22 protein-coding genes are annotated in these 22664 nt (G+C 66.9%); 9 read left to right on the forward strand and 13 right to left on the reverse strand.

Features of this window, described 5'->3' with window-relative positions; genetic code table 11:
• Positions 1 to 43: 43 nt before the first annotated feature.
• Positions 44 to 655 (reverse strand): heme-copper oxidase subunit III, encoded by a 612-nt coding sequence (locus tag ABZX86_RS32130; RefSeq protein ID WP_327141000.1) that lies wholly within the window; start codon positions 653 to 655, stop codon positions 44 to 46.
• A 157-nt stretch (positions 656 to 812) separates the two neighbouring features.
• Here ABZX86_RS32130 and ABZX86_RS32135 point away from each other — a divergent pair, with 157 nt between their 5' ends.
• The 3 genes from ABZX86_RS32135 (at position 813) to ABZX86_RS32145 (ending at position 2990) form a co-directional block, all read left to right on the forward strand.
• The gene (locus tag ABZX86_RS32135) at positions 813 to 1232 is read left to right on the forward strand and encodes a hypothetical protein (protein WP_355128849.1); all 420 of its coding nucleotides are present in this window, start codon (positions 813 to 815) and stop codon (positions 1230 to 1232) included.
• A gap of 25 nt (positions 1233 to 1257) precedes the next feature.
• Positions 1258 to 2313, forward strand: coding sequence for an anthranilate phosphoribosyltransferase (gene trpD / locus ABZX86_RS32140; RefSeq protein WP_355128851.1), 1056 nt, complete (start codon positions 1258 to 1260; stop codon positions 2311 to 2313).
• A 194-nt stretch (positions 2314 to 2507) separates the two neighbouring features.
• On the forward strand, positions 2508 to 2990 hold the full coding sequence (locus ABZX86_RS32145; protein WP_355128853.1) for a hypothetical protein: 483 nt from the start codon (positions 2508 to 2510) through the stop codon (positions 2988 to 2990).
• 18 nt (positions 2991 to 3008) lie between these two features.
• Here the strand turns inward: ABZX86_RS32145 and ABZX86_RS32150 are convergent, their stop codons facing one another.
• Complete coding sequence (locus ABZX86_RS32150) at positions 3009 to 3284, reverse strand: Lrp/AsnC ligand binding domain-containing protein (RefSeq protein ID WP_297609004.1); 276 nt, start codon at positions 3282 to 3284, stop codon at positions 3009 to 3011.
• A gap of 233 nt (positions 3285 to 3517) precedes the next feature.
• Positions 3518 to 3970: a MarR family winged helix-turn-helix transcriptional regulator gene (locus ABZX86_RS32155; protein ID WP_355128855.1), complete on the reverse strand. Its 453-nt coding sequence runs from the start codon at positions 3968 to 3970 to the stop codon at positions 3518 to 3520.
• An 89-nt stretch (positions 3971 to 4059) separates the two neighbouring features.
• On the opposite strand from ABZX86_RS32155, the gene ABZX86_RS32160 reads away from it, so the two are divergent.
• Together ABZX86_RS32160 and ABZX86_RS32165 are read left to right on the forward strand one after the other, a co-directional pair.
• Positions 4060 to 4908 carry an NAD(P)H-binding protein gene (locus tag ABZX86_RS32160; protein WP_355128857.1) on the forward strand — a complete coding sequence of 283 codons (849 nt, stop codon included), beginning with the start codon at positions 4060 to 4062 and terminating at the stop codon, positions 4906 to 4908.
• A 145-nt stretch (positions 4909 to 5053) separates the two neighbouring features.
• On the forward strand, positions 5054 to 5746 hold the full coding sequence (locus ABZX86_RS32165) for a YdcF family protein (protein ID WP_355128859.1): 693 nt from the start codon (positions 5054 to 5056) through the stop codon (positions 5744 to 5746).
• A gap of 63 nt (positions 5747 to 5809) precedes the next feature.
• Here the strand turns inward: ABZX86_RS32165 and ABZX86_RS32170 are convergent, their stop codons facing one another.
• The 5 genes from ABZX86_RS32170 to ABZX86_RS32190 are packed head-to-tail and all read right to left on the reverse strand — an operon-like array spanning position 5810 to position 10915.
• Positions 5810 to 6262 (reverse strand): MaoC family dehydratase, encoded by a 453-nt coding sequence (locus ABZX86_RS32170; RefSeq protein ID WP_355128861.1) that lies wholly within the window; start codon positions 6260 to 6262, stop codon positions 5810 to 5812.
• A complete protein-coding gene (locus ABZX86_RS32175; protein WP_355128863.1) occupies positions 6259 to 7743 on the reverse strand; it encodes a long-chain fatty acid--CoA ligase in 1485 nt (494 codons plus the stop codon). Before ABZX86_RS32175 ends, ABZX86_RS32170 begins: the two co-directional genes overlap by 4 nt.
• A gap of 29 nt (positions 7744 to 7772) precedes the next feature.
• The gene (locus ABZX86_RS32180) at positions 7773 to 8930 is read right to left on the reverse strand and encodes an acyl-CoA dehydrogenase family protein (RefSeq protein ID WP_327141009.1); all 1158 of its coding nucleotides are present in this window, start codon (positions 8928 to 8930) and stop codon (positions 7773 to 7775) included.
• A 48-nt stretch (positions 8931 to 8978) separates the two neighbouring features.
• On the reverse strand, positions 8979 to 9731 hold the full coding sequence (gene fabG / locus ABZX86_RS32185) for a 3-oxoacyl-ACP reductase FabG (RefSeq protein WP_355128866.1): 753 nt from the start codon (positions 9729 to 9731) through the stop codon (positions 8979 to 8981).
• A gap of 32 nt (positions 9732 to 9763) precedes the next feature.
• The gene (locus ABZX86_RS32190; protein WP_355128868.1) at positions 9764 to 10915 is read right to left on the reverse strand and encodes an acyl-CoA dehydrogenase family protein; all 1152 of its coding nucleotides are present in this window, start codon (positions 10913 to 10915) and stop codon (positions 9764 to 9766) included.
• A 127-nt stretch (positions 10916 to 11042) separates the two neighbouring features.
• Here ABZX86_RS32190 and ABZX86_RS32195 point away from each other — a divergent pair, with 127 nt between their 5' ends.
• The gene (locus tag ABZX86_RS32195) at positions 11043 to 11675 is read left to right on the forward strand and encodes a TetR/AcrR family transcriptional regulator C-terminal domain-containing protein (RefSeq protein ID WP_355128870.1); all 633 of its coding nucleotides are present in this window, start codon (positions 11043 to 11045) and stop codon (positions 11673 to 11675) included.
• A gap of 17 nt (positions 11676 to 11692) precedes the next feature.
• Here the strand turns inward: ABZX86_RS32195 and ABZX86_RS32200 are convergent, their stop codons facing one another.
• Positions 11693 to 12949 carry a helix-turn-helix domain-containing protein gene (locus ABZX86_RS32200; RefSeq protein WP_355128872.1) on the reverse strand — a complete coding sequence of 419 codons (1257 nt, stop codon included), beginning with the start codon at positions 12947 to 12949 and terminating at the stop codon, positions 11693 to 11695.
• 240 nt (positions 12950 to 13189) lie between these two features.
• On the opposite strand from ABZX86_RS32200, the gene ABZX86_RS32205 reads away from it, so the two are divergent.
• Positions 13190 to 14545 (forward strand): cytochrome P450, encoded by a 1356-nt coding sequence (locus ABZX86_RS32205; protein ID WP_355128874.1) that lies wholly within the window; start codon positions 13190 to 13192, stop codon positions 14543 to 14545.
• Positions 14546 to 14563: 18 nt separating this feature from the next.
• The gene (locus ABZX86_RS32210; RefSeq protein ID WP_355128876.1) at positions 14564 to 15970 is read left to right on the forward strand and encodes a wax ester/triacylglycerol synthase family O-acyltransferase; all 1407 of its coding nucleotides are present in this window, start codon (positions 14564 to 14566) and stop codon (positions 15968 to 15970) included.
• Positions 15971 to 16034: 64 nt separating this feature from the next.
• Here the strand turns inward: ABZX86_RS32210 and ABZX86_RS32215 are convergent, their stop codons facing one another.
• The 4 genes from ABZX86_RS32215 to ABZX86_RS32230 are packed head-to-tail and all read right to left on the reverse strand — an operon-like array spanning position 16035 to position 20699.
• The gene (locus ABZX86_RS32215; protein ID WP_355128878.1) at positions 16035 to 17057 is read right to left on the reverse strand and encodes an NAD-dependent epimerase/dehydratase family protein; all 1023 of its coding nucleotides are present in this window, start codon (positions 17055 to 17057) and stop codon (positions 16035 to 16037) included.
• Positions 17054 to 18745: a fatty acid CoA ligase family protein gene (locus tag ABZX86_RS32220; RefSeq protein WP_355128880.1), complete on the reverse strand. Its 1692-nt coding sequence runs from the start codon at positions 18743 to 18745 to the stop codon at positions 17054 to 17056. Before ABZX86_RS32220 ends, ABZX86_RS32215 begins: the two co-directional genes overlap by 4 nt.
• Positions 18742 to 19662: a hypothetical protein gene (locus ABZX86_RS32225; protein ID WP_355128882.1), complete on the reverse strand. Its 921-nt coding sequence runs from the start codon at positions 19660 to 19662 to the stop codon at positions 18742 to 18744. Before ABZX86_RS32225 ends, ABZX86_RS32220 begins: the two co-directional genes overlap by 4 nt.
• Positions 19659 to 20699 (reverse strand): 3-oxoacyl-[acyl-carrier-protein] synthase III C-terminal domain-containing protein, encoded by a 1041-nt coding sequence (locus tag ABZX86_RS32230; RefSeq protein WP_355128884.1) that lies wholly within the window; start codon positions 20697 to 20699, stop codon positions 19659 to 19661. Before ABZX86_RS32230 ends, ABZX86_RS32225 begins: the two co-directional genes overlap by 4 nt.
• A 401-nt stretch (positions 20700 to 21100) precedes the next feature.
• On the opposite strand from ABZX86_RS32230, the gene ABZX86_RS32235 reads away from it, so the two are divergent.
• Complete coding sequence (locus ABZX86_RS32235; protein WP_355128886.1) at positions 21101 to 22663, forward strand: cytochrome P450; 1563 nt, start codon at positions 21101 to 21103, stop codon at positions 22661 to 22663.
• Position 22664 lies beyond the last annotated feature (1 nt).

The following is a 22664-nucleotide window of genomic DNA, read 5'->3' on the forward strand; positions in this document are numbered from 1 at the left end:
AGTTTCTTGCCTACGGCGGGCGTTGCCGTGGAGCTCAACCGCGCTAGCGGATGAAGTAGATCGTGGCGAAGAGGCCGATCCAGACGATGTCGACGAAGTGCCAGTAGTACGAGACAACGATCGCTGCCGTGGCCTGCGCCGGGGTGAACTTACTCAGCGAGGTACGGATCAGCAGGAAGACGAAGGCGATGAGACCGCCGATGACGTGCAGGCCGTGGAAGCCGGTCGTGATGTAGAAGACCGAGCCGTACACGGTGCTGGAGATGGTGGTGCCTTCACGAACCAGGTTGGTGTACTCGTAGCCCTGACCGGCGACGAACATCGCGCCCATGATCAGGGTGACGGTGTACCAGCGGCGCAGGCCGAACACGTCGCCGCGCTCAGCCGCGAAGACGCCCATCTGGCAGGTGAAAGACGAAGCGACCAGGACGGCGGTCACCGGCACGGCGAGCTTGAGGTTCAGCTCGGTCGGCTCCATCGGCCATTTGCCGTGTGCCTGCGCGCGGGCGACAAAGTACATAGCGAACAGGCCGGCGAAGAACATCAACTCGCTCGACAGCCAGATGATGGTACCGACGCTGACCATGTTGGGCCGGTTCAGCGAATGCACTCGCTGGGTAATGGCCGATCCTGGGGTCCCTACTGCGGTCGTCACGCCGGTAAGTATGACTTGTCGTAGTACGACAGGAGTAGCGGGGTACGAAACTTCGTCGTACGTGTCGGAAACCGCAGGGCGAGCGACCCTCTCGACAGGGGCTCGGCGTGTCATGGAGCAGCCTAGATTGTGCAGGTAAGAGGAAGCTGAGCCACTTTTGGAAGGTGAAATGAACGCGAAGTCACGGTGGCTGCGGCGCTTTCGGCGCGCCGGGCCCGCGCAACTCGATACCGGGCGCGGCGACCTGGTGGTGGTGGCGTCGAGTTTCGATGACGCGGAAGCATGTTCGGCTGTTTTGGGCCGCGCGGAGAACTGGACTGCCGACCAACCTGTGGTTTTGCGGCACCACCTGCGACTTCCCGCAGAGCGGGTGAATGCGGTGCAAATCATTGCCGAGCAGGAAGGCTATGAAACCGTTTCGCAGGCCGATGCCGAGACGCTGATCCTGCAGCGCGTGCGGGTGCTCGATGCCATGCACTGCGCCCAGGACCACGCCCGCATGGTCGCGCTCGCGCACCGCCATGACGGTGTGGCCCTGGGCTGGGATGCCCTGCAGCCACCGGGAGAAAAGAAATAGCCCCCGCGCACTAGGCTTGGCAGCCATGAGCGCGCGCAGCTGGCGAGAAATCCTCGGCATCCTCACCGACGGCAATGACCTCTCCGCTGAGGAGGCCACCTGGGCGCTGAACGAGATCTTCACCGATAGCGCCACCTCCGCGCAGATCGCGGCCTTCGGCGTGGCCCTGAAGATGAAGGGCCCCACCTCCGCCGAACTGGGCGGCCTGGCCGCGGGCATGCTCGCGCACGCGCGCCGGATTCCGTTCGAGGGCACGGCGGTCGATATCGTCGGCACCGGCGGTGACCGCTCCGGCACGGTGAACATCTCCACCATGTCCTCGATCGTGGTGGCGGCCACCGGGATTCCCGTGGTGAAGCACGGCAATCGCGCGGCGTCCTCCAAGAGCGGCGGCGCGGATGTGCTGGAGGCGCTGGGCGTGAAGATCGCCCTGGGCCCGGCCTCGGTCGCGGCCTCGGTGCGCGAGGCCGGTATCGGCTTCTGCTTCGCACCGGTCTTCCATCCGGCGCTGCGCTACGCCAGTCAGGCGCGCGGTGAGATCGGCATTCCGACGGTCTTCAATATCCTGGGCCCGCTGACCAATCCGGCACAGCCGACGGCCGGTCTCATCGGCTGCGCCTTCGCGGATCTGCTGCCGGTCATCGCGGGCGTGTTCGCCGATCGCGGCGCCTCGGCGCTGGTGGTGCGCGGCAATGACGGGCTGGACGAGATCACCACGGCCGATACCACCGATGTGTGGGTCGTCGCGGGCGGTCAGCGGTACGAAACCACCATCGACCCAACCAAACTCGGCATCGAGCGCGTCGATCCGGCGGCCCTCAAGGGTGGCGACGCGACCATGAACGCGGTGATCGCCCGCAATATGTTCGCCGGTGATCTCGGCCCGGTTCGTGATGCGGTACTGGTGAATTCGGCCGCCGCGGTGGTCGCCTACGAGCTCACGGCCGCGAACGCCGAGGAGGACCTGCACGCACGACTGGCCGTTGCGCTGGAGCGGGTTTCCGCCGCCGTCGACAGCGGCGCCGCCGCGTCGCTGCTCGATCGCTGGGTGGCAGTGACCAATGAGCTCGGTTCGGACTGATCGCGGCCGGACGATCCCTTCGCAATCGGTCAAAGCACTGAAAAAGACCGAATTGTCGCTTTTCACACGAGTTCGCAGGCGCCAAAGGTGTGTTGTTTGCTGGTGATGCACCAGCGGCGGCGTTACAGTTTCGGCGTTGAGCAGGCGGTTCTCCGCTAGGGTGCGGGCGATCGCCGTACGGACCCAGTGAGGATGTGCGGCATGAAGCGGTACGGATATGCGATATCCGGGCTCTCGGCTGCGGTGCTCGTGACGGCCGCACCGGTGAACACAGCCTCGGCGAGATCGCCGCGGAACCTGCCCGGCTCCCCGACCCCCGCACCCTGATGGCGGGCCCCGCGCAGCACGGAATCTCTTGGCGGCGAGGCATTCTCGCGATCGCGGTAGCCGCCGTCGGCGGTGCCCTCCTCGGCGGTGTGCCGGTGAGCGCCGCGCATCCGGTCACCCCGATAGTCCGGACCACGGCACAGGGCATGCTGACCGTCGATGACCGCGATTACGGCGACCTCAACGGATGCCTCACCGTTCGCAAGGTGCCGCGACGCCTGGCGGTCACCAACAACACCGATCAGGCGGTCCGCGTCTATCTGCTGCCGGGTTGCCGAGGCGGCGTCACCCGCGTCATCGAGCCCGGCCGCCACGCCTCTCCCCTCGGCGCCGCAGTCCTCGCGAACTGACCACACGCCGGCCGAAGGCTATTCGCCGATGGAGAAGCCCTGCTCCACATCCGCACGCGAATAGGACTTGAACGCGATGTGCGTGGTGGTGCGCTCCACCCCGGCCGTCTTGTTGATCCGCCCGGTCACCACCTCCGCGATCTGCTCATGGTCGCGCACCCGCACCACCGCGATCAGATCCACATCCCCGGCGCACGAGTACACCTCGGCAACCCCGTCGATATCGGCTAGTTCCTGCGCAGTCTCCGGAATCCGATCGGACTCGGCAAAGATCAGCACGATCGCGGTAATCATGCGCCCAACTCTAGGTGATCACCCCTCGAATCCCCCCGACCCCCGACCGCACAACCCGCATCAGCACCCCACAGCGCCACCGAGCACTGTCCAGCCAGACACGCGCTGTTCGGTGCCCAGCACACGCAGTCGCGTGCCAACCATCGCCCGCGCCGACCGCACAACCCGTCACGATGCCGGGTAACGCCGACAAGGGCTGTCCAGCAGAGACACGCGCTGTTGGGTGCGGGCGGTCAGTCCGGGAGAGAAGCGTGGTCGACGGGGGTGCCGAGAAGGTCGGTGGCGGTGTGGTGGATTTTGGCGAGGGCGGACATGAGGTGTTTGCGTTCGGTGGGAGTCAGGGCGGCAGTGACTTTGTCCTCCAGGGCTTTTCGGTCGGCTTCGACGGGTTTCTGGAGGTCGCGGCCCTTATCGGTGAGCCAGAGGCGGACGAGGCGGTTGTCGCGGTCGTCGGGGCGGCGGACGAGCAGGCCGGCGGCGGTCATGCGGGTGGCGGCTTTGACAACGGTGGGGGTGCTGACGTTCAGCGCGGCGGCCATCTCCCCCGGTGTGCGCCCGTCCTGCTCCCAGAGCGCGGCCAGCAGGTGGTTCTGCCCGAGGTGCAGCCCGAGGCGGCGCATATCGCGATCGGCCAAGGCGCGCAGGACTTTCGAGGTGCTGCCATGGAGATCGAGGAAGTCGGACATCAGGCCTCCGGGGTCGGCGGACAACTATTGACCAGAGATCGTTAGCCGTCTAGCGTTATTCGATAGACGGCTAACGACTTGGAGCGTTCATGATACTTCTGACAGGTGCGACCGGAAACATCGGCCGCGAACTCACCCGCGAACTGGCCACCGCCGGAGTCGAATACCGCATTCTGGTACGCGATCCGGCCCGCGCCCGCGACCTCCCGGCACCGGCGCAGCGATACGTCGGCGATCTCGACGATCCGGCCGCCCTCACCGGGGCCCTGGACGGCGTCACCGCCCTGTTCCTGCTGGTCCCCGGCGTCGGCATCGACCACACCCGCCACGCGGTGAAGTCCGCACAGCAGGCCGGCGTCCGCCGCATCGTCCTGCTGTCCTCCTTCCACGCCGCCGGCGATCCCGTTCCCCCCATGGGCCGCTGGCACCGCGAACGCGAGGAACTCGTCCTGGTCAGCGGCATTCCGGCAACCATCGTGCGACCGGGCGGCCTCATGAGCAATGCCCTCGAATGGGCCCCCGCCATCCGCGCGGGCGAACCGATTCTCGACCCGACCGGCCCGGGTCGCTTCGCCCCGATCGACCCGGCCGATATCGCCGCGGTGGCGGCCCGCGCCCTGACCGAGCCGGACCACCGGCCCGCCATCCATGCCCTGACCGGCGCCGAATCCCTCACCTGCGCAGAGCAGGTCGCGATCCTTGCGCGAATCCTCGGCCGCACACTCGAGATTCGCGGCACCAGCACCCCGGAGGAGGCCATCCGGGCTCGCTTCCCGAACGGCGCCCCACCGGCCCTGGCCGCCGCGATCCTGGAGTCCTTCACCCAAATGCGCTCCGACACAGTCGGACTGCGCACCGATACCGTCACCGCGCTGCTCGGCCGCCCGCCCCGCACCTTCGCGCAGTGGTGTGCGGCACACCGCGACGCCTTCGCCTGACCGGACGATCCGGGTCGCCGCAGGTCGGGGGCGTGCGGATCTTGATTTCGCCGAATCGTGTACCGGGCAGTAATTTTCGGGTGATCATGGATCGAAAATGTGAACCGACTAGTAGTCGCTAGCGTGGCTGCCCAGGGGGTTTCCGATGTTCGATCTGCTACCGGCTGTTCCGGTTTTCCGCCACCTCTCCCGAAATACCGCGCGTCTCGCTGTGCGCACCCTGCTCACGGGTGCCACGGTCGTCGCGGTCGCCGCCGCTGTCGCCACGGCGCATGCCGAACCCGCCGCCGCACCGGTGGATCCGGCGGCGTCCATCTCGCAGGGCGCGCTCGCCGTTCTCCATTCGGTCACCACGGTGATGCCCGGCGTGGACCTCCCCGGCCTGGAACTGCCCGCCATGTTCAGCCCGGCCACCGCCATCGTGGTGCTCGGTTACGGCCTGCTGCCCGATGGTTCGATGCGCCCGGAGCTGGTGAACCGCCTCTACGCCGGGTACGTCTCGGCGCTGCTGTCCCCCGATTCCCCGGTGATCGTCACCGGCGGCAATCCGCAGAACGGCGTCACCGAGGCCCAGGCCATGGCGGACTGGCTGGCGCAGCGCGGCATCACCCCGCAGCGCATTCACAGTGAGACCCATGCGAATTCGACCGTGCAGAACGCGGCGTTCTCGGCCCAGCTCATGCAGGCGATCGGCGCACACGCGGCCATCCTGATCACCTCCGCCGACCATATCGCCCGCGCCCTCAGCAACTTCCGTTCCGCGGGCATCGCCGTGGTCGCGACCATGACCCCGGACGACTCCCCACTGTCGGCCCAGCCCTTCGGGATAGGCAAGTAGCTTCGAGCTCGAAAGCTGAAGGCCCGTCCCTATTCCGGGGACGGGCCTTCAGCCTCGATGCCGTCACACCAGGTAGCGGGCGATGCTTTCTGCCACGCAGGCGGGTTTGGGTTCGCCCTCGAGCTCGATGGTGACCGTGCGTTCGCCCTGGACGCCGCCCGGGATATCGGTGATGGAGTTCAGGGTGAAGCGGCCGCGGATGCGACTGCCGACCGGGACCGGGGTGATGAAGCGAACCTTGTTGAGTCCGTAGTTGATTGCCATGCGCACGAAGCTGGCCTGCATCACCTGTGCGCTCATGGGGACCACCAGGGACAGGGTCAGGAAGCCGTGTGCGATGGTGCGCCCGTAGGGTCCGGCGGCGGCGCGTTCCGGATCGACGTGGATCCACTGGTGATCGCCGGTGGCCTCGGCGAACCGGTCGATGCGCTCCTGGTCGATGAGAATCCAGTCGCTGACACCGATTTCGGTCCCGACGGCCGCCCGCAATTCGTCGAACGAAGTGAAGTCGATCATGCGAACCGCTCCTTGAGTTCTCGCTTCAAAATCTTATGAGTGGGTCCGAGGGGTAGTTCCGTCAAAAATTCGACCCGCCGCGGGTACTTGTAGCGCGCCACATGCTCCCGAGCGAACTCGATGATCTCCTCGGCGGTGACAGGCTTCGCGGGCACCACCACAGCCAGAATCTCCTCGCCGTAATTGTCGTCCGGCACCCCGATCACCGCGACCTGCGCGATCTTGGGATGCCGCAGCAGCGCGGCCTCGACCTCGGTCGGATAGACGTTGAATCCGCCGCGAATGATCATTTCCTTGATGCGGTCCACAATGCGCAGGTAGTCACCCTCGTCCTTGACGCCGAGGTCACCGGTGCGGAACCAGCCGTCCACCACGGCTTCCGCCGTAGCCTCGGGCCGCCCGGTGTACCCGCTGAACACATTGTGCCCGCGCACCACGACCTCGCCGACACTCCCGGTCGGCAGCAGTTCGATGCGATCGCGCACCGCCGGATCGGCGATCTCGACATCCACGCCCCACACCGCATGCCCGACGGTGCCGGCGACCGGTCCGAGCAGCGGCTGGTTGACGGTGGCGGTCGGCGAGGTCTCCGAAAGCCCGTAGCCCTCCAGCACCTGCGCGCCGAACACCCGCTCGAAGTCCTCGAGCACCGACGGCGGCATGGCCGCACCGCCGCTGATGCACAGCCGCAGCTTCGGCAGTCGTTCCGCCTCGCGCGCGGCTTCCAGCAGGCCGACGTACATGGTCGGCACCCCGTGGAAGGTATTGATGCTCTCGGCGTTCATGAGCCGAATCGCCTCGGCCGCATCGAATCTCGGCAGCAGCACCAGTGTCGCGCCCAGCCGCCAGTGCGAATTCATGGACACGGTCTGCCCGAACACATGGAAGAGCGGGAGCGCACCGAGGGCGATATCCTCGCGCTTGACCTCATTGGCGTCGAAGGCGTTCACCGTGGCGCACATGACCATATTGAGGTGACTGAGCTCCGCACCCTTCGGCCGGCCGGTGGTCCCGCTGGTGTAGAACACCACCGCGATATCGAGCGGACTGCGCGAGACGAATGTCGGAATCGCCTCGGCAGCCAGCTCTTTCGGATTCACGCAGGGAATCCCCGCGCGCTCGGCGGCCGCCTTGCCCACCGTAGCCACCATGTCGTGACAGATGAGCAATGACGCTTCGCTGTCCCGCAGCACGTATTCGGCCTCGTCCGCGGTGAGCAGCAGATGTACCGGCACCACGGTCGCCCCCGCCGCCAGAATGGCGTAGTAGGCGCGCGGGAAATCAGCGGTATTGGGCCCCATGAGCGCGACTCGATCCCCCGGCCGCACACCGAGTTCGATGAGCGCCCCGGCCTGTTCGCGGGCCTGCCGCCACAGGTCGGCGAAGGTGATCCGTTGTGCGCCTTCGATGAGGGCGAGGTGATCGGGCCGCCGCCGCGCCGGTTCGGCGAGAATGCTGGCCAGGGAGAGCGTCGCGTTCATGGGACCTCTTGCTGTTCGTAGCGTGTGGCCTACAGGCCCATATCCTTGGCGATGATCATCTTCATGACTTCGCTGGTGCCGCCGTAGATCCGGTTGACGCGGTTGTCGGCGTAGAGCCGCGCGATCGGGTATTCGTTGATGAATCCGTAGCCGCCGTGCAGCTGCAGGCAGCGGTCGATGACCCGGGCCGCGACCTCGGTGCAGAACAGCTTGGCGGAGGCGGCATCCGCCGGTGTCAGCGTCCCGGCGTCGAGCGCCTCGAGCCCGCGATCCACCACGGCTTCGGCGGCATCGACTTCGGCCTGGCAGGCGGCGAGCTCGAATTTGGTGTTCTGGAAGCTGGCGACCGGCTGCCCGAACACATTGCGCTGCTGCGTGTATTCCTTGGCGAACTGCACCGCCGCCCGCGCCTGCGCGTACGCGCCGACGGCGATGGACAGCCGTTCCTGCGGCAGATTGAGCCCGAGGTAGGAGAACCCCTTGTTCTCCTCGCCGAGCAGATCCGCCACCGGCACTTCGACATTCGTGAAGCTGAGTTCGGCGGTGTCGGAGACCTTCAGGCCCAGCTTGTCGAGCTTGCGCCCGACGGTGTAGCCCGGCGACTTGGTGTCCACCATGAACAGCGAGATGCCGTGGCGGCGATCCTCCGCACGAGGCGCGTCGGTGCGGGCGCAGACGATCACCCGGTCGGCAAGCACACCGCCGGTGATGAAGGTCTTGGACCCGTTCAGCACATAGTGCGTGCCGTCCTCGGAAAGCTTTGCGGTGGTGCGCATTCCGGCCAGATCCGAACCGGTACCGGGCTCGGTCATGGCGATGGCGAACATGGTCTCGCCGCTCACGAAGCCCGGCAGCAGGCGTTCCTTCTGCTCCTGTGTGGCCAGCATCTTCAGATACGGCAGGCACAGACCCACATGCACGCTGGAGCCGCCGAAGGACACCGCGGCGCGCGCGGCCTCCTCGATGATGACGGCCTGGAACTTGAACGATTCGATGCCCGCGCCACCGAATTCCTCGGGCACCTCGATGCCGAAGATGCCGAGTTCGGCCAGCTTGTAATAGAACTCGCGCGGCACGATGCCGGCGTCGAACCATTCGTCGTAGACGGGCGCGACCTCGGATTCGATGAAGGCGCGCACCGTCTTGCGGAAGGATTCATGGTCGGCGTCGAAAACTGTTCTCTGCATTGCACTTTCTCTCTTCGAATCACGATCCGGAGCAGCCCCGGGAGCTGCCTAGAGCTTGCGGCCACCGTCGACGTAGATGGTCTGCCCGGTGACGAAGGAGGCGTCCTCGGAGACGAGGAACGAGACCACATTGGCGATATCCGCGGGCTGCCCGACCCGGCGCAGCGGCGTGATCGCGGCGGCCTGGGTCCGGAACTCCTCCGGATCGACGCCGACCCGCGCCGCGGTGGCATCGGTCATATCGGTGACGATGAACCCGGGCGCAACGGCATTCACATTGATCCCGTACGGGCCGAGTTCGATGGCGAGCGTGCGGGTGAAGCCCTGGATGCCCATCTTGGCGGCCGAATAATTGGCCTGCCCGCGACTGCCCAGCGCGGACACACTGGAGGTGTTCACGATCTTGCCCGACTTCTGCTTGACCATGTACCGCTGCGCGGCCCGGCTGCACAGGAACGCCCCGCGCAGATGCACCGACATAACGGTGTCCCAGTCCTCGACGGACATCTTGAACAGCAGATTGTCCCGCAGCACCCCGGCATTGTTGACCAGCACGTCGACCGAACCCAGCTCAGCCACAACCCGTTCGAACGCGGCATCGACCGACGCTTCATCGGTCACATTGCAGGCCACCGCGATCGCCTTGCCGCCGTCGGCGACGATCGCGTCGACGGCCGTCTTACAGGCGGTTTCGTCGAGGTCGGCAATGACGACGGTGAATCCGTCGGCGGCCAGCCGGGCCGCGGTGGCGGCGCCGATTCCGCGGGCGGCGCCGGTGACGAAGGCAACCTTCGAGGTCATGCGAATCTCCTTGTCCGAGAGTGTGATCGAAATCAGACGATGGCGTTCACGCCAGTGAGGGCGCGGCCGATGAGCAGTTTCTGAATCTGGCTGGTGCCCTCGTACAGCGTGAGCACGCGCGCATCACGCAGGTACTTGGCGACCGGGTACTCGTCGATATAGCCGTAGCCGCCGAAGACCTGAATGGCATTGTTGGCGGCCTTGACCGCGGCCTCACTGGCGAACAGCTTGGCCACCGACGCCTCGGTGCCGAACGGCTTACCGCGCTCCACCAGATCGGCCACCCGCCAGGCGAGCAGCCGCGCCGCCTCGACCTCGACGGCGATATCGGCGAGCAGCTCCTGCACCAGCTGATACGAGGCGATGGGCTTCCCGAACTGCTCGCGCTCCTGAGCGTATTTCACCGCGGCTTCCAGACAGCCGCGCGCGACGCCGACACAACCGGCGGCCACACCCATGCGCCCCTTGTCGAGCGCGCCCATGGCGATCTTGAACCCCTGGCCTTCGTCGCCGAGCCGGGCCGAATCGGGCACCCGCACCTGCTCCAGCACCAGTTCGGCGGTGGCCTGCCCGCGCAGCCCCAGCTTGCCCTTGATCTCGGTGCGGCTGAATCCCGGCGCATCGGTCGGCACGAGGAAGGCGGTGACGCCCCGAGGCCCCGGCCCGCCGGTTCGCGCGAAGAAGAGCGCGACGTCCGCCCAGGTGCCATTGGTGATGAACATCTTGGTACCCGACAGCAGCCAATCATCGCCGTCCCGAACGGCTTTGGAGATCAGACTGCCCGCATCCGATCCGGTACCGGGCTCGGTGAGCGCGAAGCACCCCAGCGCCTGCCCGGAGCACAAGCGCGGCAACCATTCTCGCCGCTGCGCCTCGGTGCCGTAGGTCTTGATCGATTTGCCGACCAGCCCGAGCGATACCGAGACGATGCCGCGCACCGAACTGTCCCCGCGCCCGAGTTCCTCGAGCAGCAGGCAGTAATCGAGTGCGGTGCCGCCGGATCCGCCGTACTCCTCGGGAATCTCGATGCCGAGAAATCCCATGGCGCCGAGCTTGCCGACAATGGCCAGGTCCACCGATTCGGCGCGATCCCAGGCGGCGGCGTACGGGACGACCTCCTTGTCCACCCAGGCGCGGGCGACCTCGCGCAGTTCGCGCTGCGGTTCGTCGAGCTCGAAGTCCATCGGTCATAGCTCCTAACCGAACGTTGTTAGGTTAATGACCCGAAGTTATCCTAACGGTGTTCGGTTTTTCAAGGATCAAGTGATAACTTCGAGGTCAGCGGGGTGATCAATCAGGGAGGTGAGTCGAATGGCGAGACCGAGGGTGCCACTGCTGAGCCGGGACCGCATTCGCGACGCCGCCCTGACCCTCATCGACCGCGACGGCCTCGCCGAGCTGTCCATGCGCAAACTCGCCGCCGAACTGGGCGTGCAGGCGGCCTCCCTCTACGGCCACTACCCCACCAAGGACGATGTCCTGGACGATATCGCCGGGGGCATCATGGCCCGCGTGGACACCTCCGCCTTCGACCACGGCGATTGGCAGCACGGCCTCATGTCCTGGGCCCGCTCCTACCGCCAGGAGTTGGTCGCGCACCCCAACTTCGTCCCCTACCTCGCCGCGGGTCCCGGCAAACGCGAGGAGAACCTCCGCCACGCCGATGCCGTGCACGGCGGCCTGGTGGGCGCGGGCTGGCCTCCGCGCGATGCCACCATGATCGGCGCCGCCACCCGTTACCTGGTCATGGGCGCGACCATCGGCTCCTTCTCCCGCGGCTTCGTCGACGACGTCCAGGTCTACCGCGACCGCTACCCCCACCTCGAACAAGCCCACCTGCTCCGCGCCCGGGCCGACGAAATCGATTCCGAGAGCTTCGAATTGGCCCTGACCGCCTTCGTCGACGGACTCACCGCCCGCTTCCCGGCCCGCGCTCCGGAGTAGGGAGCAGCCCGCGGCGGTCAGACCCCTTCGCCGAGATCCGGCGTTTCCGGCGCGGGGTAGAGGCTGTGGATGGTGAGAGCGGCTGCGAGCAAACGGGAATCGTGCGGATCGCTCGGGTCCAGGCCGGTCAGTTCGGCCACCCGGCGCAGGCGGTAGCTGAAGGTGTTGGGGTGCACGTGCACCACCGCGGCGGCGGCCTTGCGGTCCGAGCCGTGCCGGATGTGGGCGTCCAGGGTGTCGAACAGGTGGGCGTGCCGCAGGATCGGGGCAATGCGCTCGGCCAGGCGGTCCCGGGCGGGACCGGGGCGGGTGAGCTGATATTCCAGCAGTAGATCGTCGAGGCGGTAGACGCCGGTGTGGCGGCCCAGCAGCCGGGCCAGTTCGGCGAGATCGGTGGTTTGCCGTGCCGCCCTGGGCAAGTCGGCGCGAGTGCTGCCCGGACATTCGGCGATGAAGACATCCACGCCGAACTGTTCGGCGAGGCTGGTCGCCAGCCGCTCGAGGGGAGCGACCCCGACCACGGAGGTGGGACGGGATCGGCTGGGCAGCAGGATGATTCCGTCCGAGCCGTCGAAGGTATTGAGGGCTGTCGTGCCGATGAGCGAGTACAGGGTCTGCTGGAACTGCCGGATCCGGCGGCGGGTGACCATGGCGTCGGCCACCATGATCAGCGGGCCCGGACGCAGGTGCAGGGTGAGGACGTCGTAGCGGTCCTCCAGCGCGATATCGGCCCGGGCGGCCAGCTCATCGGCGGGGGCGCCGCGCAGCAGGGCCGCGCACAAGGCCCGGCGCGCTTCACGTTCGACGGTGTAGATGGACTGCTCCACGCCGGAGTGCACCTCGGAGATGATGATCGTGATGTGCATGAGCGCCTCGAGAATCCCCTGGCCGACCGCGGCGACGTCGGGTATCTCGTACGGTGCGGCCGTGCGGGCGATCTCGCCCCAGAGGTATCCGGTCCCGCTGAACAATCCGGTCATGAGCTGGCGCAAGGGAATCCGGTCCTCGGCGTGCCGCTCCACGACCGGCGTGACGTACTGCGCGACCTCCTCGGCGGTGACCATGCGCCCGTCCTCGAGGGCACGAATGAAGGCCATCGCACCCCCTAGCAGACTGGGCATGACATCGGCGAAGTGATCCTCGGGCAGGTCTTCCAGGCCGGGAACCGCCGCCAGCGCGGCGTCGAACATGCCCGCGGCGATCTCGGGGAGCCGCGGTGCCAATCGGGCGAAGATGGGCGAGGAATCACCCGGGCGGGCAGCGAGGGCGAACATCTGCCGATTGTTACCGAGAACAGACTCGAGCACCACCGATTGTGTTCGAAATACCAATGCGCACACCCATGCCTATCGCGCCACGTCGATTTCCGGTTTTCCAAGGGGTGCAGTATCTTTCGGTCACATTCCCGAAACATTACTCTCGCGAGACGATATCGGGCGACTGCGTTTGTCACCGAATACAAAGCGATGCTTCATCTTTCGCGGGCCACGCCATTCGCGGTTAAGCTCCGATTCGTGCCCCTATCGACATCTCGAATGCTGTCCGTGGACGATCTGCCGGGGCCCAAGGGATGGCCGCTGCTGGGCAATCTCCCGCAGTTGACACCCGCCCGGCTGCACCGCCAATTCGATTCCTGGTGTGACGAATACGGGTTGATGTACCGGGTCCGCATGGCCGGGCAGCGGATCGTGGTGGTGAGCGATCCCGAGCTCAATCGCGAGATCCTGCGCAACCGCCCGGGCGGCTTCCGGCGGCAGTCGTCCATCGAGTCGGTCATGGACGAGATGGGGTCCAACGGACTGTTCTCGCTGGAGGGCGAGGCCTGGCGCCGCCGCCGCAAGCTGGCCATGCCCGCCTTCAATGCCACCCACCTGCGCGGCTTCCAGCCCAGCCTGGAATCCATCACCGACCGCCTGCGGCGACGCTGGGAAGACCGCTCGCCCGATGATGTGCGCGCCGAATTGACCCGCTACACAGTCGATGTCACCGCCAAGCTGACCTTCGACTACGACATCAACACCATCGAGCAGTCCGGCGATGTGATCCAGCGCCATCTGGAGCTGATCTTCCCCATCCTCAATCGGCGACTCGGTATGCCGTTCCCGTACTGGCGCTATGTCAAGCTGCCCGACGACCGGGCCCTGGACCGGGCGCTGGCGGCGCTGCGGCAGGATCTGACCGCCGTCATCGCCCGCGCCCGTGCGAATCTCCCCGAACAGCCCACGAATTTCATCGAGGCCCTGCTGCTGGCACAGGACGGCGGCGAGTTCACCGATGCGGAGCTGTTCGCCGAGGCCCTCACGATTCTCATCGCCGGCCAGGACACCACCAGCAATGCCATGGCCTGGCTGCTCTACCACCTGGCCGGTAATCCCGCAGCGCAGCAGCGCATTCGGGAGGAGGTCGCACAGATTCCCTCCGTCCTGGATCGGCAACCGTATCTGGAGGCGGTCGCGGCGGAATCCATGCGACTGCAGCCCACCACTCCCCTGCTCGCCATGGAGGCGATCGAGGACACCACGATCGACGGGGTGGCGGTCCCGGCCGGAACCTGGGTGATCGTCAATGTCCGGCATGCCGGGCTGCAGGCGCAGAACTTCAGCGCACCACAGACTTTCGATCCGGACCGCTGGCTGCGGGAGGGCCCCGGCAATCACCGGCCCGATACCGCCCTGCCCTTCGGCTCCGGTCCCCGGTTCTGCCCGGGGCGCGGCCTGGCCATGCTGGAGATCAAGAGCGTCACCAGCATGGTGTGCCGCAATTTCGATATCAGTCTGCCGCCGGATGCCGAACCACCCAGTGACCGTTTCCATTTCGCCGTCATCCCGACCGGCATGCGCGTGAACGTCACTCCCCGCACCGCCCCCTGACCACGAAAGAGGCCCCGCATGGCGATCAAGCGGCTCTCCGCGACCGACGGCATCTGGCTGTCGCTGGAATCCCCCGATATGCCGATGCATATCGGATTCCTGCTCGAATTCACCGTCCCGGACGGGGACGCGGCGCTGTTCGTACGGCGCTGGCGCGCACAGGTTGTCGCGCCGATGGCCGTCCCGCCGCCGTGGAATCTGGTGCCGGTCGGCGGTCCGCTGACCCGCCTGGTGGCCCTCATGCGGGAAACCGCCGAGGTCGATCCGGCCGACCACATCCGCACCTGGCAGCTCAACCGTCCCGGCGACCGCCGGGAACTCACCGACCTGGCCGCGCGCATCCACCGCGAGCAATTGGATATGACCCGGCCGCCGTGGGAGATTCATCTGATCGAGGGCTTGGCGCCGGACCGCTTCGCCCTCATTCTCAAGGTGCATCACAGCCTGTTCGACGGTGCCACGATCATGCGGCTGTTCACCGACACCTTCTCGGCGGATCCGGCCGATCGTGACACACCGCACCTGTTCAGCGTCGGGCGCGTGAATCCGGATGTGCCGGAGCGGATTCCGGGAACCAGCCGCATCCGGGCACTGCTCGCGACACTGCGGGGCCTGCTCGACCTGCTGCGCGGCATCGGGACGGCGGGCCGCGACGCCGCGCGCCGAGCCCGGGGCAAAACCACGGCGCAGCAGGCCTACCGGCAACCGGCATCCATCTTCGACGGGCCGATCACCGGCCGCCGCGATCTGTCGCTGCGTCGCTACGAACTCGACCGGTTCAAACGGCTGGCTCGTGCGGCGGACTGCACGATCAACGACATCGTGCTCTACCTGGTCGGCACGGCACTGCGCACCTATCTCACCGCGAACGCGGAACTGCCGGATCGCCCCCTCACCGCGGGCGTCCCCGTGGATCTGCGCGAGGGCGACGACGATCGCGTCGGCACCCGCGCGGGCATGATGTTCACCGCCCTCGCCACCGATATCGCCGACCCGGCCGAACGCCTCGCCGCGGTCCGGGCGTCCATCCGCGAGGCGAAGCAGGAAATGGCGGGTATGCCGCCCAATACCGTGATCGGTTACGGCCTGGCCGTCACCCTGCCGTGGATCATGGGTCTCACCTGGGGCCGCGCCGATACTCCGGCCTCACATCCGATGGGCATCTCCAATGTGCCCGGACCGCGGAATCCGCTGTACTGGAACGGGGCCCGACTCGAGTCGCTCTACCCGATCTCGCTGCTCATGCACGGCAACCCGTTCAATGTCACCTGCCTCGGCTACCTCGACGGCCTGCATTTCGGCGTACTGGGCGCAGCCGACAAACTGCCGCCGATGGAGTACCTGACGGACGGTCTGGATGCCGCCCTCGACGAACTGACCGGACTGCTGCTGCCCGAGGAGTACACCCTGCCGTCGGCGGGATGAGCCGAAAGCAGAGCGCTCCCGGTCCTTTCCGGACCGGGAGCGCTCTTGCGTTTCAGCTGAAGTGTCAGGACGGGAGTGCGGAAAGGCCGCCGATGGATTTCGCCCAGTCCACGTAGCGATCCATGCCCTCGCGCAGGGAAACCGTGGGGGCATAGCCGAAATCGCGGCGGGCGGCGGTGGTGTCGTAGGTGTTCGACACGGTGAGGGCGGCGACGGTCCAGCTGGACAGCGGCGGGGCGATGCGCGATTGCAAGCCCGGGATCTTCCAGATGGTGTCGAAGACCGCAATGACGGTGTCCAGCACCGGTTTCGGAATCGTCCGGGTGGGCGGCGTCAGATCGAAGGCGGTCGCCAGGTCGCGGGCGAAGCCCCACAGGTCGACGTCTTCGGCATCGGCCAGGAAGTACGGCTTACCTGCCACGGCATCGGACCGGGAGGCCTGGACACAGGCGCGGGCGGCGTGCTCGCAGTAGGTCATCGAGATCAGCACCGGCTTACCGCCCGACAGATCCGGCAGGCGTCCCGAGGCGATCTTGTTGAGCAGCAGCGTCATCCAGCCGCCGGAGCGCGGCCCCCAGATCATCCGGGGACGCAGCGCGCAGGTGGTGAAGTCCGGTCCGTTCGCCGCCAGCACCTCACGCTCGGCAATCGCCTTGGTCTCGACGTAGTAGCTCTTGGGATTGCGCACATACGGCTCGGATTCGTCGACGCCGAAGCGATCGCGATCGTATTCGGTGGCCACACTGGGACTGCTGACGAAGACGAAACGCCCCGCGCCGGCCGTGCGGGCGGCATCCATCAGACGCCGGGTGCCCACCACATTGGCCTCCCAGAACTGATCGCGATGACCGGTCTCGGCCACCCGCCCGGCACTGTGGTGCACCACGTCCACACCCTTGCAGGCCGCGGTGAGCGATTCCGCATCGCCGAGATCACCGTGCACGATCTCGACGTCGGACAGCGAGCGCAGGTAGCCGAGATCGCCGGTGGGCCTGGCGAGTACGCGCACCTCATCGCCCGCCGCGAGAGCCTGGTCGACAATGTGGCTGCCGAGGAATCCGGTGGCGCCGGTGACGAGGACTTTCATCGAGAGGTTCCTTCACTGTCGTAGCCGAGCCGCACGCCGGCCCAACCGGCGAGCTCCTCCCGGCCGATCTTGGCATTGTGCCGAATGTCGACCGGAAATCCGCTGTGCCGCAGGAAGGTACGTATCGGCGCGGTGACGGCGCGAGATTCGGCCAGGCGCAACAGTTCCCGCTCGATGCGCGGGGATTCGGCGGGATCCACGCCCGCGCGTAGTTCGTAGCAGAGCACCGGCACCTGCGCATTCACCCGGCCGACGCCGACCAGCGCGCTGCGGTGCACATCAGGGTGCGCGGTGAAGATCTGCTCGCATTGCACGGTGAAAAGGTCACCGGCGCTGGTGCGCACCCGCTGGGAGATGCGGCCGCAGAACCACAGTCGGCCCTGATCATCGCGCCGGGCGAGGTCACCGATGCGATGCCAGCGCCGCACCGTGCCGTCCGCGAGCCGTTCCTCGATCTTGGCCCGCGCATCGGCGGCCGGATTGCCGTGGTAGGCGGCGCTGACCTGCGCTCCGGTCGCGGCGATCTCACCGATCTCACCGGGCTCGACCTCCAGATCTTCGGTCCAGAAAGGGATTTCGGCATCGGTGATGCGAATGATCCGCACCCGGGTGTCGCTCTCCGATTCCGGCAGCGGCCTGCCCACACACGTGCCCGCCCCATCGCGGGTCCGGTCCTGCAGCCCTTCGAGCTCCGACCACTCCAGCGTGGTGAGCGGAAGCGCCTCGGTCGCACCGTATGTGGTGAAAACCCGCGCCTGCGGACCGAGCGCACTCCGCACGTCGGCCAGCGAGTCCAGATTCGCGGGCGCACCCATGGAAATGACCGTGGTCAGACTGGGCAATTCGATTCCCGTCCGCCGCAGATAAGCGCCGAGCGGGGCGAGCAGCGCGGGCGACGCGGTCAGATCGGTGACCTGGAAGCGGCGCGCCACCTCGGCGAGCAGCGCAGGATCGGCCTGCGACACCCGCACCGGATCCACCGGGCCGAGCACCACGTGCGCACCCTGCAGCAGATCGAAGAGCCCGAACAGCGGAACGGTCGCCAGCGAGACGAAACCGGCTGCGCGCCCGTGTAAGTCGGCGACCACCCGCAGCGAGGCGGCGAAGCCCGCGCGGGTGAACTCCACCCCCTTGGCCGGGCCCGTGCTGCCGGTGGTGAATGCGATCATCAGCAGATCCCCGGGCGCGTGCGCGACCGTGACCGGCTCCCCTTTCCGCTTCGCGAGCTGCCCCAGCGTGTAACCGCCCCAGTACGAGCGCTCGCCCGCGGTGACGTGCACCCGAACCGTGCGGAAGGTGCGCCGCGCCGCGATCCGGATCAGGTGCGCCACCGGAATGCCGATGAACGCCTCCGCACCGACGCTGCGGAAACAATGCAGCATGCGTTGTACGCCCATACCCGGATCCACCACCACCGGCACCGCGCCGACCCGGAACAGCGCGAAGATCACCGCGAACAGATCCGGCTCCGGCCGGACCATCACAATCGTCCTGACGCCCTTACCGATTCCAATATCGGTGAAGGCCCGCGCGTAGGCATCGACCCGCGCACCGAGCTCGCGAAAGGTCAGCGCCTGGAATTCCGCACCGTCCGCCGCGCCGGTCCGATGGCTGACGGCGGGCAATTCCGCGTACTTCTCGAGCTGCCGCGCCAACTGCACGTCCGGATCATCGAGTACCGCGCTCACACGGCCCCTTCCACCCGATAGCTCACGCATCCGGCCATCGGCCCCGAACCCGCGGTGAGGAATACCAGCTCGGTGCCCGGCGTCAGTGCGCCCTGCCCCTGTAGCTGGTGGTACGCAATGGCAAGGCCGGAGCTGCCGGCATCGCGGTCGCCGGTCATCGCCTGATAACCGGCGCCGAATCCGAACTCCGCGGCCAGGCCGCTCGCGAAATCGGGGACCGGATTATTGGTGACCAGAGTGGCACTGCCCGTGGCGATCTCGGGCCGTTCGGCCAGATAGTCACGCAGGGTCGCGGCCGCGGTCGCGACGATCACGGTGTCGTAGTCGTCCGCGACGTCGACCGTAATCGTCCGCTGCCCGGCACTTCCCATGGATTTCAGATCCAGATATCCGGCAATGCCCGGATCAGCGCCCGCGCTCCGGCCGCGCGCGGGGGAAATCCGGAGCGGGCCGAAACCCGACTCCCGATCCACACCCTTGCTCAGCAACCAGGCCGCACCGGCGGTCGCATACCGGAAGTCGTTCGGCTCGTGGCCGATTCCGCCCGGATGCGCGTCACTGCTGACGATCAGGATGCGCCCGGCGGTGCCATTGGCCAGCAGCGCGGTCGCCGCGTGCACGGCATTGAGCACCCCGCACGCGCCATTGCGCAGATCGAAGGAGAACGTGGAGCGGCCCGATCCGGCCTCGTAGTCGAGGTGCATATCCAGACCGAGCTGAATGAGGGCGGAGTTGGCGGGTTCGACCACATTGCCGTCGCGGTAGACGCCGACGTTCACCAGCACGTCGATATCGCCGGGGGCGATTCCGGCCCGCTCCAGGCATTCCCGGCCCGCGAGGACGGCGTGCTCGATCGATCCCGTGGTCGCGGGGGCGGCACTGATCGCGGATTGTTCGATGATTACGGACATGTTCATCCCACCAGAGAATCGATAGTGGCGGACATGACACCGAAGATCATTCCGGAGGCGGTCGGCACCACGCAGACTTTGGAACCCTTCGGAATCTCGCCGCGCGAAATATAGTCGTACAGCGCGAGGAAATGCGTGCTCGCACCGGTATTCGCGTATTTGTGCACGGTCGCCAGCCGCTGTGGCATTTCCGCTTCGTGGATCTTACTGCCGGATTCGGCGAGTTTCTCGGTGAAGGCCACGCCGAGCTGATGGAAGACGATGAAATCGAACTTCTCATCGGCGAATGTGCTGCCGCGCTTGACGAGCCGATCACGGTGCAGTTTCGCCCAGGTTTCACGGCGCGGCGCGGCCTGCATGGTCATATTGTCGGTCAGCATGATCATGTTCTCGGAGGCATCACTGGGCTTGGCGATGCAGAGCGGCGAGAATTCGGCACTGGTGATCATGTCCACGTAGTGGATTCGATCGTGCTCGTCCTCGGCGCGGTCCACGATCACCGCGACGGCCGCGTCGGCCAGGGTGAGCGCCGGGAACTGCAGATCGCGGATGCCCTTCGCCTCGGCGAGCGCGCCCTCGGTGACCGGGGAGATGATCTCCGCCGTCACCACCATGCCGGTGCGCACCAGTCCGGCGCGAATCATGTTCTCCAGCAGGTAGATCGCCGTCATGGTGCCGCCGCAGGCATTCACCACGTCGTATGCCATGGCATTGTCGGCGCCGATCCGGCGGGCGATCTCGTGCGCGGCGGCGGGTTCGAACACCATATGGAATCCGTCGTGCACCGTGGTGCCCGCGCTGATGATCACATCCAGATCGGCGGCCTGGTACCGCGAGCGCGCCAGACAGTCCTGTGCCGCGAGCGCGCCGAGCGAGAGGCTGTCCTCGCCCGCCGAGCGATCGACCATGCGGCGGGTCCGAATTCCGGTGATCCGTTCGACGTCGAATTGACCGCCGCTCGACATTCGAGTCAGTAGTTCATCCGTGGTGTATTCGCGCTGGGGCAGAGCGGCTCCCAGCGCACCGAGGCGTGCGGCACTCATCGTGACTCCCGATGGCTATCGGATGGAGGGAACCGGCGACTGGGCGGTCCCGCTGAATCGAACGAGGCAAACATTGGCTCTGTTCGGATTCCACGGACCGTATGAGCACGGTCTTACGGTGTCAAGACAATTCGCACCCGAGAGCGACAGAGGTCACCCGAAGGCGCAGTCATATCCGATGCCACTGCTCCCGAGATACCAATCGGCACAGTGCTTTTTGGTTCCGGAGACAAGTCTGATCGCCCGGTTGCGACGGTGCGGAAGTCCTGGTTACGCTGACCGAAACCGGCATCCCCGCAATCGATTCGCTGGCGTTCTCTCGAAACTCGGGCCCTCGCCCGCAATTACCCGATTCCGCGCGTCGTCGCGCGATCCGGCCGCCAGATTTGGAGCATTCCGCGATGACATCCACCGCCACCCTCACCCCGGCCGCGAGCCGCGTACCACCGACCGCCCCCGGCGCCCTGCCCCTGCTCGGCCACTGGCCGCGGTTCGGCCGCCGGCCCTACCGGTTCATGTCCACACTTCCTGCGGTGGGACCGGTTGTGCGCGTGCGTATTCCGGGCTACGACACCTACGTCGTCACCGATCCCGAACTGGCCCGCGAGGCATTCGTGACGCTCTCCGACCAGGGGCACATGATCGAACGCGCCGAGGCGCTGCTGGGCGAGGGCGTCACCGTTCTGCAGGGCAAGCGGCACAGGCGCGAACGCCGCATGATCGCACCGGCTTTCGCGAAGGCGCGGATCGCCCGGTACGCGACGGTCATGACGCGACTGGGGGCCGAACGCGCCGCATCCTGGCACGCAGGTGAGACGCTCGCGGTCAACGAGCAGATGCACGACCTCGCGCTGCGGACCGTCGCAGCAGCCCTCTTCACCGGCGAAATCGGTTCCGAGACAGCCGAAGACATCCATCGACTACTGCCACCGGTCATGACCCTGCTCTCGCGCCGGGTCACCCGCCCCGCCTGGATCGACCGGCTGCCGCTGCCCGGCAACCGCCGCTTCGACCGGCTGGTCCTCGAGATGAAGGCCGCCACCGGCGGCATCATCGCCGCCTACCGTGCCGAACTGGCCGCCGATCCGGACCTCGATCACGGCGACCTCCTCGACACCCTCCTCAAGGCCCGCGACGAAGCCGGAGAAGCCCTCACCGACTCGCAGGTGCACGACGAACTCATCAACTTCCTCGTCGGCGGCACCGAGGCCATCGGCGCCACCCTGGCCTGGGTCTTCTACGAACTCGGCCAGAATCCCGAGGTCGAGGCAGCCCTGCACGTCGAAGTAGACGCCCTCCTGCGCGTGGGAGGCGAGATCCCCTCGCACGCACCAGAAGACACCGGGTTGCCTGGACGCGGGGATACCACGCCGGCCGGGCACGGAGACACCACGCCATCCGTGCAAGGGGACACCGCGCCCGCCGGGTGCGGAGCCACCGCGCTGCCCATTCAGGGAGACACCCCGCCGCGCACTCGCACTGCGGGAGACGGCACGCTCGCGAACGTGCGGCCTGCTGAATTCGGCGATCTGGGGGCGCTGGATGTGACCAAGCGGATTGTGCTCGAGACGCTGCGCAAGTATTCGCCGTGGCTGACCGTGCGGCATGTGCCCACCGATTACAGCCTGGGCGGTGTCGAGATCCCCGGCGGCAGCATGCTTTTCGTCTGCCCCGTAGCAGTGCACCGGGATCCGGCACTGTACCCCGATCCGGAGCGTTTCGATCCGGACCGGTGGCTGCCGGAGTCGATGGCGGCCATGACGAAGGGCGCGCACATTCCCTTCGGCATGGGCGCCCGGCAGTGTCCCGGAAATGTGTTCTCGCTCACCGAGATCGCGCTGCAGGTGGCCACGATCAGCGCGCGCTGGCGACTGCGGCCGGTACCGGGTGTCGAGGTTCGGGAGACCGTGATCGGTGCGCTCGTGCACCCGAAGCGGCTGCCCATGCGGGTGGAGGCGCGCTGAC

Source organism: Nocardia sp. NPDC006630, from assembly GCF_040611495.1.
In the GTDB taxonomy this organism is placed as follows: domain Bacteria; phylum Actinomycetota; class Actinomycetes; order Mycobacteriales; family Mycobacteriaceae; genus Nocardia.